The organism is Shinella pollutisoli (genome assembly GCF_024609765.1).
Lineage (GTDB): Bacteria > Pseudomonadota > Alphaproteobacteria > Rhizobiales > Rhizobiaceae > Shinella > Shinella pollutisoli.
In genome coordinates this window covers 160,907-173,436 of record NZ_JANFDG010000002.1, presented here as the reverse complement: position 1 = coordinate 173,436, position 12,530 = coordinate 160,907, and the positions used below count along the sequence as shown (strand labels likewise).

Genomic DNA, 12,530 nt, shown 5'->3' with positions numbered 1-12,530 from the left:
GACCGGTAAGGGAAATCTCCATGCCCAGGCAAATCCATCTCAGGGACGTCGCGGCCCTCGTCGGAACGGAGCTCGGCGTCTCGCGCTGGATCACGGTCGACCAGGCGACGATCGACCGCTTCGCCGAGGCCACGGACGACCATCAGTTCATCCACACCGATCCGGCGCGCGCCGCCGCCGAGACGCCCTTCGGCGGCACCATCGCCCACGGCTTCCTGACGCTGTCGCTGCTGTCGGCGATGAATTTCGACTGCGTGCCGAAGATCGCCGAGCAGACGATGGGCATCAACTACGGTTTCGAGAAGGTACGCTTCCTCGCGCCGGTGAGGAGCGGCGCGCGCGTGCGCGGCCGCTTCCTGCTTGCCGAAGCCCGTTTCCGCGGCGCCGGCATGCTCGCCGTCCGCTACGACGTCACCGTCGAGATCGAGAACGAGAAGAAGCCCGCGCTCACCGCGGACTGGATCACCATCATCCAGTTCGACCCGAAGGACCGGCCGACGACGGCGTGAGCTGCCCCTCATCCGGCCTGCCGGCATATCCTTCTCCCCGTAAACGGGGAGAAGGATATGCCGCACCGTTTTCCCCAATCCTCGACGCCCATGCGAGGCAGAAGCACCCGTTCAGGCCGTCAAAGCCCCGCGTCCTCCGCGCCCTCGGACAGCAGGCCGAAGGCGTAGGGTGCAAACGAGCGCCAGCACTCGACGCGATAATCCTCCTCGCCGGAGCGGAAGAGCACGATCTCGATCTTGCCGAGCACCGTGCGCGCTGCCGCGCCGACCGGGAAGATCGCGTTGCCGAGATCGAGCGGGCAGGCGCTGGCGATCGCGCCGGCCGCCGCCGGGCCGGAGACGAGGATCGCCGTGTTGCGGTGGGAGATATCCGTCGCCGAATGGAGCGCCGAAGCGCCGGCGGCGACCGCCATCAGGTCGGCCTCGTTCTCGTCGATCAGCAGCCACTCGTCCGGCCCGAGCCAGAGCGCATGGCGGCCGTTCGCCAAGGCGGAACCCTTCGGCCGCGTCGGCAGCGTCAGGCCGAAGGCGGCGGAGAGCGCGTCGAGGGCCTCCGGCCCGGCGCGCAGCGAAAGCCGCGTCGCGGGGGCCGCGGGCGTGACGCGGGCGGCAGCGGAACCGCCGTGGCGGAGGCCAAGCGGCGGGAGGCGAAGAGCGGTATCAGCCATTGAGGCGGCCTCCTTCCTTGTCGATGAACACCATGTCGGAGACCTCCACCGCGATGGTACGGTCCGGCATCGGCACGTAGAGCGTCTGGCCCATGCGCGCCTGGCCGCCGGCGACGAGTGCCAGCGCGATCGACCGGCCGCAGTTCTCCGACCAGTAGGACGAGGTGACGTGGCCGAGCATGGTCATCGGCTTCGGCTGGTTCGGATCGGCAACGATCTGCGCGCCCTCCTCCAGCACGACCGTCGGGTCCTTCGTCAGCAGGCCGACGAGCTGCTTGCGGCCCTCCTTGACGAGGTCCGGGCGCTTCAGGCCGCGGATGCCGACGAAATCCGTCTTCTTCTTCGAGACGGCCCAGCCGACGCCGGCGTCATAGGGCGTCACCGTGCCGTCGGTATCCTGGCCGACGATGATGTAGCCCTTCTCGGCACGCAGCACGTGCATGGTCTCGGTGCCGTAGGCGCAGGCGCCGAGCGGCTCGGCCCGCGCCCAGATCGCCTCCAGCACGGCCTGGCCGTAATCGGCCGGCACGTTGACCTCGTAGCCCGCCTCGCCGGTGAAGGACATGCGGAAGAGCCGGGTCGGCACGCCGCAGATTTTTCCCTCGCGCACGCTCATGTGCGGGAAGGCCTCGTTGGAGAGGTCGATGCCCTCCACCAGCGGCGCGATGATCTCACGCGCCTTCGGCCCCTGCACGGCAATCACCGCCCATTGCTCGGTGGTCGAGGTGAGCCACACCTTGAGATGCGGGAATTCCGTCTGGAGATAGTCCTCCATGTGGTGCATGACGCGCGGCGCGCCGCCCGTCGTTGTGGTGACGTGGAAGCGGTCTTCGGCGAGCCGCCCGACGACACCGTCGTCATAGACGAAGCCGTCCTCGCGCAGCATGATGCCGTAGCGGCAGCGGCCGGGCTTCAGCGTGTCCCAGGCGTTCGTGTACATCAGGTTGAGGAAGGTGGCCGCATCCGGGCCGACGACCTCGATCTTGCCGAGCGTGGAGGCATCGAAGACGCCGGCCGCCTCTCGCACCGTGCGGCACTCGCGGTTGACCGCGTCGTGCATCGTCTCGCCGGCGCGCGGATAGTACCAGGCGCGCTTCCAGTTGCCGACGTCCTCGAAGACGGCGCCGTGCGCCTCCTCCCAGGCATGCATCGGCGTCTTGCGCGCCGGATCGAACAGCTCGCCGCGCGAATGGCTGATCAGCGTGCCGAAGGTCACCGGCGTGTAGGGCGCGCGGAAGGTGGTGAGACCGATCTTCGGGATCTCGCGGTTCAAGACCTCCGAGGCGATGGCGAGCCCGTGGATGTTGGAGAGCTTGCCCTGGTCGGTCGCCATGCCGGTGGTGGTGAAGCGCTTGATGTGCTCGATCGAGTGCATGCCCTCGCGCACGGCAAGGCGGATGTCCTTGGCGCAGACGTCGTGCTGGAAGTCGACGAAGGCCTTGACGGTCGTGTCGACGCCCGCCCCCTCGCCGGCGCCGGCCATGCCGCCGGACCATTCGAAGGCATTCTCGCCGGAAAGCTCGACCTTGGCGCCGCCCTCGTTGCCGGTGGCGCGCGCCATCAGCTCGCCGGCGGCCAGCGCCTCCTCGATCGTCGCCTGCAGGCCGTCCGTGCCGTTGCACGAGCCGACCGAGAGGCAGTCCTGCGCGTAGGTGCCCGGCAGGAAGCGGCCGCTCGCCGCGTCATAGGCGACCTTGCCGCGCGATTGCGAGAAGAGATGGACGGAGGGCGTCCAGCCGGCCGACATCAGCAGCGCATCGACCGCGATCCAGCGCGCCGCGCCGCCGCCGTTGCGGGCGACCGACATGGAGGAGACGCGGCGATGGCCCTTGGTGTTCACCACCGAATGGCCCGTCAGCACCTCGATGCCGAGCTTGCGCGCCTCGGCCAGCACCGCCTCGCCCGGCTTGTCGCGGCTGTCGACGATGGCGGCGACGGTGACGCCGGCGCGCTTCAGGTCGAAGGCCGCCTCGTAGGCCGAATCGTTCGCCGTGTAGACGCCGACCTTGCGGCCGACGGCGACGCCGAAATGGTTGAGATAGGTGCGCGCTGCCGAGGCCAGCATGATGCCGGGCCGGTCGTTGTTGGCGAAGACCATGTGGCGCTCGATCGAGCCGGTCGCCAGGATCACCCGCTTGGCGCGGACCTGCCACAGACGCTCGCGCGGCAGCTTCCGGTCCGGCCGCGCCAGATGGTCGGTGACGCGCTCGGCCAGCCCGACGAAATTGTGGTTGTAGTAGCCGAAGGCCGTGGTGCGGCTGAGCACCGTGACGTTCTCCATCGCCGCGAGGCGCGCGGCGGTCGCCTGTGCCCAGTCGTAGCCCGGCTTGCCGTCGATGGTGACGGAGGTGTCGAAGTGGAGCGCGCCGCCCGCTTCCGGCTGCTCGTCGCAGAGGATGACGCGCGCGCCGGCCTCCGCGGCGGCAAGCGCCGCCGACAGGCCGGCGACGCCGGCGCCGACGACCAGCACGTCGCAATAGGCGTAGCGGCTGGCATAGTGGTCCGGATCGGCCTCCGTCGGCGCGACGCCGAGGCCGGCGGCACGGCGGATGAAGGGTTCGTAGAGCTTCTCCCAGGCCGCCTTCGGCCACATGAAGGTCTTGTAGTAGAAGCCCGCCGCGAAGAAGGGCGAGAAGAAGTCGTTGATGCCGCCGATGTCGAAGGAAAGCGACGGCCAGCGGTTCTGCGATTCCACCTTCATGCCGTCGAAGACTTCCTGCACCGTGGCGCGCACGTTCGGCTGGCGCCGCGCGGCGTCGCGCGCGACGTCGACGAGCGCGTTCGGCTCCTCGGCCCCGGCCGAGAGGATGCCGCGCGGGCGGTGGTACTTGAACGAGCGGCCGACGAGGTGGACGCCGTTGGCGATCAGCGCCGAGGCGACGGTGTCGCCCGCGAGCGCCTCGTAGCTCACGCCGTCGAAGGTGAAGCGCGCGGTCCTCGCGGGCGTCAGGCGGCCCTGACCGGCAATGCGATTGGCGCCGCTCATTGCGCGTTTCCTTCCGTGGCTTCGTAGGTCTCGACGGTCTTTTCGGAAGCCGGTGCGACGCCCGGCAGGTCGGGCTTCGGCTCGCCGGCCTTGTAGCTTGCGAAGAACCTGTCGCTCACCGTGTCGCGCGCCGCGTTGAAGAAGCGGCCGCAGCCGTGGATGTGGCGCCAGCGTTCGAAGATGAGGCCCTTCGGGTTGTCGCGCAGGAAGAAGTAGTCCTGGAACGCCTCGTCAGTGATGTCGGCGATGTTAGCCGGCCTTGCGATATGGGCGTCGCCGCCGTGCCGGAATTCCAGCTCGGAGCGCTCTTCCTCGCAATAGGGGCAATAGATCAGAAGCATAAGGGTCTCTCCTGTCCGTGGGATCAGTGCGCCACGGCGGCGGCGGCGGCCTCGTCGATCAGCCGGCCGGTGCGGAAGCGGTCGAGCGTCAGGCCGGCCGCCAGCTTGTGCGGCTCGCCTCTCGCGATGAGATAGGCGAAGAGGTGCGCCGAGCCCGGCGTCGCCTTGAAGCCGCCCGTCCCCCAGCCGCAGTTGACGAAGAGGTTCGGCACCGGCGTCACGCCCTGGATCGCCGAGCGGTCCGGCGTGTTGTCGGTGATGCCGCCCCATTGCCGCATCATCTTGACGCGGCGGAACATCGGGAAGAGCTCGCAGATCGCGTCGAGCGTGTGGGTGATGATCTGCAGGCCGCCGGTCTGGGAATAGGAGTTGTACTGGTCGGTGCCGGCGCCGATGACGAGCTCGCCCTTGTCCGACTGCGAGATATAGGCATGCACCGAGTTGGACATGACCACGCAGGGGAAGATCGGCTTCATCGGCTCGGAGACGAGCGCCTGCAGCGGCACGGAATGCAGCGGCAGCTTGACGTCGGCCATCGCCATGATGACGGAGTTGTGGCCGGAGGCCGAAACGCCGATCTTCTTGGCGCCGATGAAGCCCTTCGACGTCTCGACGCCCGTCACCGCGCCGTCCTGCCCGCGGCGGATGCCCTTGACCTCGCAGTTCTGGATGACGTGGACGCCGCGGTCGGAGGCCGCGCGCGCATAGCCCCAGGCGACGGCGTCGTGGCGGGCCGTGCCGCCGCGCCGCTGCAGCGCCGCACCGTTGATCGGGTAGCGGGCGGTGGCGGAGATGTCGAGCGGCGGACAATAGGCCTTGGCCTGTTCCGGCGTCAGCCATTCGTTGTCGATGCCGTGCAGGCGGTTGGCATGGACGTGGCGCTGGAAGGACTGCTTGTCGTGGACGTTGTGCGACAGCATCATGACGCCGCGCGGCGAATACATGACGTTGTAGTTGAGGTCCTGCGAAAGCCCTTCCCAGAGCTTCAGCGAGTGCTCGTAGATGTCCATGCTCTCGTCATAGAGATAGTTCGAGCGGATGATGGTCGTGTTGCGGCCGGTATTGCCGCCGCCGAGCCAGCCCTTCTCGATCACCGCGACATTGGTGATGCCGTGCTCCTTGGCGAGGTAGTAGGCAGCCCCCAGCCCGTGGCCGCCGGCGCCGACGATGACGACGTCGTATTCCTTGCGCGGCTCGGGCGAGGCCCATTGCGCCTCCCATCCCTTGTGGCCGCGCATCGCCTCGCGCGCCACGGCGAAAACCGAATATTTGCGCATCCGAATCTGCTCCGTCCTGCCGGCCGCGACCGGCCGTGTTTTCCTGACCAGATAGAAAGCAAATCTCGCGGCCGGACAACGTATCGGTTGCGACGCATTCAGGCGCGCCTTGTACCGCATGCGACATGTCGCCAATGGAGCCTTTTTGCGGCGGGAAAGCGGAAATATCCGCGCCGCGCCGCGCCGAGACTGGACTTCCCGTCACCGATCTGTTATCCGACGCCCCAATCGTCAGCCTCACGGGCTGCACGAAGGTTATTCATTTGCCCGGCGACCCTTCACTCGCACGGCTCACAACTGAACAAAGGAACGGGATTCTCACGTGCAGGTACTTGTCCGCGACAACAACGTTGATCAGGCTCTCCGCGCTCTCAAGAAGAAGATGCAGCGCGAAGGCATCTTCCGGGAAATGAAGATGCGCGACTACTACGAAAAGCCGTCGCAGAAGCGTGCGCGCGAAAAGGCCGAAGCCGTCCGCCGCGTCCGCAAGCTGGCCCGCAAGCGCGCCCAGCGCGAAGGCCTCATCGGCGGTCGTCCTGGCGCCCGTTGATCGGTCGTTTTTTCGACGTTTTCGGATGCAAGACCGGGCGGGGGCGAGGTATTCGCCGCCGCCTTTTTTGACGTTGGGGCAGAGGCGGGGCGCGTTCTCCGCCGGGCCGGCCGGATTCCCTCTTGAGGACGAGCACTTGACCATGGCAGCACTTCCCGCAACCTTGTCCGCACGCGCGCGCCTGCCGCTTGCGGCGGCGCTGATGACGGCCTGCATGGCGGGCATGCTCGCCGGCTGCCAGTCGACCGCCTCCTCCACCGATGTGCTGAAGGTCGAGCGCGAGCAGGGATCGCAGGAGAACATAGCCTCGCTCTCCTCCGTCATCGCCGCCAACCCGCAGGATCCGGAAGGCTACAACACGCGCGGCTCCGCCTATGGCCGCGCCGGCCAGCCGCGCCGCGCGCTCGACGACTTCAACCAGGCGATCGCGCTCAACCCGCGCTTCCACCAGGCCTACGCCAACCGCGCGCTGATCCAGCGCAGCCTCGGCAACCAGGCGGAGGCGGCCGCCGACTATAACAGGGCGCTGCAACTCAACCCGAACTACGACGTCGCCTATATCGGCCGCGGCAACCTCTACCGCCAGGCCGGCCGGCTGGACGACGCCTTCCGCGACTTCAACCGCGCCATCGAGCTCGACACGACCGATCCGCGCGCCTATCACAACCGCGGCCTGATCTACCAGGCCCGCCGCCAGCACGCGCAGGCGATCGAGGACTTCTCCAAGGCCATCTCGCTGTCGCCGAACTCGCCGGAACCCTACAACGGCCGCGGCCTCTCCTATGCCGCGCAGGGCGACGACGACAATGCCTTCTCCGATTTCAACACCGCGATCACGCTGAATGGCAAGATCGCCGAATCCTGGGCCAACCAGGCGCTGATCTACGAACGCCGCGGCGAGATGGCCCGCGCGGCGAAATCCTACTCGCACGCGCTGCGCCTCGACCCGAACTACCAGCCCGCCAAGGACGGCCTCGCCCGCACGCGCGGCAAGACGGCGTGAGGTCAGACGAAGGGATTGGCGACGCGCAGGCGACCGTCGATCAGCATCCCGTCCTGCAGGTCCTCTGACCAGAGGACGTCGCAATCATTCCAAAGAGCCGCGGCCGCGATCATCGCGTCATAGGTGGAGAGGCCATGGCGCTCCGCCAGCCGCAGGCCCGTCTCGTGAACGGCGAGCGTCAGCAGCTCCACCCGCAGCAAGGCGCGAAGCCCCGACAGGAAGGCGTGGATTTCCTCCCAGGACAGCCTCATCCGGCGCCGGGCCACGTTGACGAACTCGTTCAGCACCTGGACGCTGACGATTCCACCCTCCGCGACGATGCCTTCGGCCCGGTCGGCTTTTGCGGGATCGCCCGAAGCGAGATAGACGATCACGTTGGTGTCGATGAAGCTACCGGGCATTCGCCTCGTCGCGGTCGAACACGAAGTCCTCCGGAAGCCTTCCGCGGAAACGCCTGAGCCGCGCCAGGAACGCCTCGCGGCCCGGCTTGCGCGCCACCTCGAACTCGCGCGCATCGATCGCGCGAATCTCGATCTCGTCGCCTTCCTTCAGTTCCAGCGCCTTCACGACGGCGGCCGGCAGCCGTACGGCGAGGCTGTTACCCCATTTCGATACCTGCATCGCTTCTCGCTCCCAATGATATACATGTAGTCAATGTATATCATGGACGACGCCATGCGATAAAGAAAAAGCCCGCGGTCGTCTCGCGGGCTTCCTTCGTTTCGGGACCTCGTTCCCTCAGTGGTTCATCGCCTTGACGATGTCCTCGGTCATCTTCTTGGCGTCGCCGAGCAGCATCATCGTGCCGTCCTTGTAGAACAGCGTGTTGTCGATGCCGGCATAGCCGGAACCGAGCGAGCGCTTGACGAAGAGGCAGGTCTTGGCCTTGTCGACGTCGAGGATCGGCATGCCGTAGATCGGCGACGACTTGTCGTCGCGGGCGGCCGGGTTGGTCACGTCGTTCGCGCCGATGACGTAGGCGACGTCGGCCTGCGCGAATTCCGAGTTGATGTCCTCCAGCTCGAAGACCTCGTCGTACGGCACATTGGCTTCCGCGAGCAGCACGTTCATGTGGCCGGGCATGCGGCCTGCGACCGGATGGATCGCGTACTTCACCTCGACGCCCTGCTCCTTCAGCTTGTCGGCGAGCTCGCGCAGCGCATGCTGGGCCTGCGCCACCGCCATGCCGTAGCCCGGCACGATGATGACCTTGGAGGCGTTCGACATCAGGAAGGCCGCGTCGTCGGCCGAACCCTGCTTCACCGTGCGCTGGACGCCGTCGTCGGCCGCCGCCGCCGTCTCGCCGCCGAAGCCGCCGAGGATGACGGAGATGAACGAGCGGTTCATGCCCTTGCACATGATGTAGGACAGGATCGCGCCCGAGGAACCGACCAGCGCGCCGGTGATGATCAGCGCGAGGTTGCCGAGCGTGAAGCCGATGCCGGCCGCAGCCCATCCCGAATAGGAGTTGAGCATCGACACGACGACGGGCATGTCCGCCCCGCCGATCGGCACGATGATCAGGACGCCGAGGACGAGCGACAGCACGACGATCAGCCAGAAGTCCATGTGGCTTTCCGACAGCGTCAGGCCGACGATGAAGAAGACGATCGCCGCCACCAGCACGATGTTGATGACATGGCGGAACGGCAGCATGATCGGCTTGCCGGACATGCGCCCGTCGAGCTTCAGGAAGGCGATGATCGAGCCGGTGAAGGTGATCGCGCCGATCGCCGCACCGAGCGCCATCTCGACCAGCGCCTGGCCGTGGATGTCGCCGACCTGGCCGATGCCGAAGGAGACCGGCGAATAGAGCGCGGCGGCGGCCACCAGCACGGCGGCGAGGCCGACCAGCGAATGGAAGCCTGCGACGAGTTGCGGCATCGAGGTCATCGGGATGGAGCGGGCGATGTAGGCCCCCGCGCCGCCGCCGACGGCGAGGCCGAGCACGATCAGCGCGAGGCCGCCGAAGGACGGCGTCGCCAGAAGCAGCGTCGTGCCGATGGCGATGCCCATGCCGACCATGCCGAGCGTGTTGCCGCGCCGGCTGGTCGTCGGATGCGACAGGCCGCGCAATGCCATGATGAAGAGCACGCCGGAGACGAGATAGAGGAAGGCTGCGAGATTCTCAGACATCGGCCGTCCTCACTTCTCTTTCTTCTTGTACATGGCGAGCATGCGCTGGGTGACGAGGAAGCCGCCGAAGATGTTGACGGCGGCCAGCACCAGCGCGACGAAGCCGAAGCCCGTGGCAAGCCCCGAGAGCGAGATGCCGACGGCAAGCAGCGCGCCGACGACGATGACCGAGGAGATGGCGTTGGTGACGGCCATCAGCGGCGTGTGCAGCGCCGGCGTCACCGACCAGACGACGTAGTAGCCGACGAAGATCGACAGCACGAAGATCGCCAGGCGGAAGACGAAGGGATCGATCGCGCCCCCGGAAATGCCGTGCGCCGCGGCGGCGGCCGCATCGGGCACGTAGTCGGAGGCCGTGCGCACCGCTTCCACGGCGCGCTCGAGATCGGTGATCGCCTTGTCGAGAAGTTCGTTCGCCATCACGCGTTCTCCTTGCTAACGGCACCGAAACCGGGATGCACGACGGCGCCGCCGTGGGTCAGCATCGTGGCTTTCACCAGTTCGTCCTCGATGTTGAGCGCCAGCGCCTTCTTCTCCTTGTCGACCATCGTCTCCAGGAAGGTGACGAGGTTCTTGGCGTAGAGCGCCGAGGCGGAGGCGGCGATGCGGCCGGCGACGTTGAGATGGCCGATGACCTTCACGCCCTCGACCTCGACGACTTCGCCCGCGACCGCGCCTTCCACGTTGCCGCCGCGCTCGACGGCGAGGTCGACGGCGATGGAGCCCGCCTGCATCGCGGCGAGCATCGCCCGCGTCACGAGCCGCGGCGCCGGCCGGCCGGGGATCAGCGCCGTGGTGATGACGATGTCCTGCTTGGCGATGTGCGACGCGACGAGCTCGGCCTGCTTGGCCTGGTATTCCTTGGACATTTCCTTGGCGTAGCCGCCGGCGGTCTCGGCCGCCTTGAACTCCTCGTCCTCGACGGCGATGAACTTCGCGCCGAGCGAGGCGACCTGCTCCTTGGCGGCGGGGCGCACGTCGGTCGCCGACACGACGGCGCCGAGGCGGCGCGCCGTGGCGATGGCCTGCAGCCCGGCGACGCCCGCCCCCATGACGAAGACCTTCGCGGCCGGCACGGTGCCCGCCGCCGTCATCATCATCGGCATGGCGCGGTCGAATTCGTAGGCCGCGTCAATCACCGCCTGGTAGCCGGCGAGGTTCGCCTGCGAGGAGAGGATGTCCATCGACTGGGCGCGGGTGATACGCGGCATCAGCTCCATGGCGAAGGCGGAAAGCCCGGCCTCGGCCATGCCCGCGATGGCGGCCTCGTTGCCGTAGGGATCCATGGTGGCGATGACGAGAGCGCCGCGCCTGTAGCCGGAAATCTCCTCGGCCGTGGGGCGACGCACCTTGAGGACGACGTCGGCCTCCGCCGCGTCCGACGCCCCGCCGATCCGCGCGCCGGCCGCCTCGTAGTCGGCGTCGAGGATGCGCGAGCGCAGGCCCGCGCCGGCTTCGACGACGACGTCGAGGCCGAGCCCCTTCATCTTCTTCACGCTTTCGGGCGATGCCGCGACGCGTCCCTCCGCGGGATCGCTTTCTCTGGGCACGAATACTCGGTCAGTCACTAACCACTCCTCCCCCGGTACGGTCGTGATAAGGGTCTCAGCGCCCGGGATCGGGCGCCGGCAGGTCCCGCGTCACGCGGGATCCGGCATCAGCGAAGGATGAAGTATCCGGCGACGTTCAGGATGATGAGCAGCACGAGCGCGGAGAAGAAGCCGGCGCTGGTGAAGAAGCCGGCGGCCATCGCGATCATCAGGGTGACGCAGAACATCGTGCCGTACTTGGCGCCGTTGATGAAGAGGTTGTAGGTCTTCTCGTGCTCGGGGTAATCCATCGCGGCGCCCGTCTCGACCGGTCCGGAATGATGCTCAGCCATCGTCGTCTTCTCCTAAAATGCGAAGGCCGCATCCGCCGGCGCTGGACGGCCGATGCAGGCTCGAAACAGGCCGGGCGGATGGGCCCGGCGATTCCTCCGAAAGCGCGGGGACGCGCGTCGTTCAGGCCATACACAATGGATCGGCAAAGCGCAACGGCAAGCCATGGATGCCGCCCGCGCAATCCGCCGTGAATCGGCATGGAAAAGGGGCGGTCCGCTCGCGCAGCCGCCCCGGCATGCGACATCTCGGCGCAGCCTACCCGGCGTAGCCCGCATTGCCGATCTGCACGCGACCCTGCCCAAAATGGGCGCGCCGCGCCGTCGGCCGCACGGTGAGCGGGCTGAACGGCATCTCCTCGCCGCGGGCGAACATCATGCGCCGCTCGTAGGGCTCGGACTTGAAGAACGGGAAGCGCTTGTAGAGCGGCGGCAGGGTTTCCTTGGTGCGCGTCGCCATCAGCGTCAGGTCGATGTTGTAGTTGCCGCAGTTCTTCTGCGGCGAGACGATCGTATCCGCGTCGAAGACCCGCTTGTAGAAGGCGGCGTGCTGGGGCTTCACGAGCTGCAGGCAGCGGTCGACCTCGAAATAGTCGGTCGCCATCGTCGCGATGCGCAGCGTGAGATAGGGGATCGCCGGCATCTCGCTCAGCACTTCCGGATCGGCGGCGAGCCGGACCGGGTCGATCAGCGTCATGCCCGCGTCGAGGAAGGCGTCGATCTCGTTCGGGAATATCGAGCCGGAGGAGCTGACCCGATGCTCCGGCGTCACGTGATGCAGCCTGACGGTCGAGATCAGCCGCTCCTCGTAGTAGATGCCGAAGACATAGGCATGGCTGTCGAAGTCGATGTCGTCGATCAGCGTGTTGCCCTTGAGCGGCAGGATGTCGGCCATCTTGTAGGCCTTGAAGCGGATGCGGGCGACCTCCTCCATGTCCTCGCCCGTCTCCACCCGCCGGTATTCCACCCGGTCGAGCAGTTCCAGGAGTTTGTCCGAAAAGCGATTGGTCGTCCCCGTACCGGTCATCGTGCGAAGCCCCGTTTGCCGGCGCCCCCGCGCCGCCCGGCCTACAATCGTCAATTCCGGAGCATTTGTGTAAACTACTATCTATTAAGGTTAACGGACAGTTAACGCTAAAATGCGCCCCCCCCGGGCGGGAGGGGCGCGGACCGGTGCCGGA

14 protein-coding genes are annotated in these 12,530 nt (G+C 67.2%); 3 read left to right on the top strand and 11 right to left on the bottom strand.

The window, feature by feature from the left end; all coding sequences use genetic code 11:
* The first annotated feature begins 20 nt into the window (after positions 1–20).
* A complete protein-coding gene (locus NNZ72_RS02360; protein WP_257312104.1) occupies positions 21–509 on the top strand; it encodes a MaoC family dehydratase in 489 nt (162 codons plus the stop codon).
* A gap of 119 nt (positions 510–628) precedes the next feature.
* Here the strand turns inward: NNZ72_RS02360 and NNZ72_RS02355 are convergent, their stop codons facing one another.
* From NNZ72_RS02355 to NNZ72_RS02340, 4 genes are read right to left on the bottom strand one after another with little or no spacing between them, the layout of a single operon-like run.
* A complete protein-coding gene (locus tag NNZ72_RS02355; protein WP_257312101.1) occupies positions 629–1,177 on the bottom strand; it encodes a sarcosine oxidase subunit gamma in 549 nt (182 codons plus the stop codon).
* Positions 1,170–4,163, bottom strand: a complete 2,994-nt coding sequence (locus NNZ72_RS02350) for a sarcosine oxidase subunit alpha (protein WP_257312100.1) — start codon at positions 4,161–4,163, stop codon at positions 1,170–1,172. Before NNZ72_RS02350 ends, NNZ72_RS02355 begins: the two co-directional genes overlap by 8 nt.
* Positions 4,160–4,504, bottom strand: a complete 345-nt coding sequence (locus NNZ72_RS02345) for a sarcosine oxidase subunit delta (RefSeq protein WP_257312097.1) — start codon at positions 4,502–4,504, stop codon at positions 4,160–4,162. Before NNZ72_RS02345 ends, NNZ72_RS02350 begins: the two co-directional genes overlap by 4 nt.
* Before the next feature lie 23 nt (positions 4,505–4,527).
* On the bottom strand, positions 4,528–5,781 hold the full coding sequence (locus tag NNZ72_RS02340) for a sarcosine oxidase subunit beta family protein (RefSeq protein ID WP_257312094.1): 1,254 nt from the start codon (positions 5,779–5,781) through the stop codon (positions 4,528–4,530).
* Positions 5,782–6,103: 322 nt separating this feature from the next.
* Between NNZ72_RS02340 and rpsU the strand changes: the two genes are divergently transcribed.
* Positions 6,104–6,331 (top strand): 30S ribosomal protein S21, encoded by a 228-nt coding sequence (rpsU, locus tag NNZ72_RS02335; RefSeq protein WP_119256642.1) that lies wholly within the window; start codon positions 6,104–6,106, stop codon positions 6,329–6,331.
* Between the two features lie 136 nt (positions 6,332–6,467).
* Positions 6,468–7,334 (top strand): tetratricopeptide repeat protein, encoded by an 867-nt coding sequence (locus tag NNZ72_RS02330; protein ID WP_371747672.1) that lies wholly within the window; start codon positions 6,468–6,470, stop codon positions 7,332–7,334.
* Between the two features lie 2 nt (positions 7,335–7,336).
* Here NNZ72_RS02330 and NNZ72_RS02325 read toward each other — a convergent pair whose 3' ends face one another.
* From NNZ72_RS02325 to NNZ72_RS02295, 7 genes are all read right to left on the bottom strand, one after another.
* Positions 7,337–7,735, bottom strand: coding sequence for a PIN domain-containing protein (locus NNZ72_RS02325; protein WP_257312085.1), 399 nt, complete (start codon positions 7,733–7,735; stop codon positions 7,337–7,339).
* Entirely contained in the window at positions 7,725–7,955 is a 231-nt protein-coding gene (locus NNZ72_RS02320) for an AbrB/MazE/SpoVT family DNA-binding domain-containing protein (RefSeq protein ID WP_257312082.1), read from the bottom strand. The genes NNZ72_RS02325 and NNZ72_RS02320 overlap by 11 nt, the downstream gene beginning before the upstream one ends.
* Before the next feature lie 117 nt (positions 7,956–8,072).
* A complete protein-coding gene (locus tag NNZ72_RS02315; RefSeq protein WP_257312078.1) occupies positions 8,073–9,470 on the bottom strand; it encodes an NAD(P)(+) transhydrogenase (Re/Si-specific) subunit beta in 1,398 nt (465 codons plus the stop codon).
* Between the two features lie 9 nt (positions 9,471–9,479).
* Positions 9,480–9,890, bottom strand: coding sequence for an NAD(P) transhydrogenase subunit alpha part 2 (locus NNZ72_RS02310; RefSeq protein ID WP_257312075.1), 411 nt, complete (start codon positions 9,888–9,890; stop codon positions 9,480–9,482).
* Positions 9,890–11,038 (bottom strand): Re/Si-specific NAD(P)(+) transhydrogenase subunit alpha, encoded by a 1,149-nt coding sequence (locus NNZ72_RS02305; RefSeq protein WP_257312072.1) that lies wholly within the window; start codon positions 11,036–11,038, stop codon positions 9,890–9,892. Before NNZ72_RS02305 ends, NNZ72_RS02310 begins: the two co-directional genes overlap by 1 nt.
* Positions 11,039–11,127: 89 nt before the next feature.
* Positions 11,128–11,352 carry an aa3-type cytochrome c oxidase subunit IV gene (locus NNZ72_RS02300; protein ID WP_257312069.1) on the bottom strand — a complete coding sequence of 75 codons (225 nt, stop codon included), beginning with the start codon at positions 11,350–11,352 and terminating at the stop codon, positions 11,128–11,130.
* A 256-nt stretch (positions 11,353–11,608) separates the two neighbouring features.
* Complete coding sequence (locus tag NNZ72_RS02295) at positions 11,609–12,376, bottom strand: N-acyl amino acid synthase FeeM domain-containing protein (protein WP_257312066.1); 768 nt, start codon at positions 12,374–12,376, stop codon at positions 11,609–11,611.
* Positions 12,377–12,530: the final 154 nt, after the last annotated feature.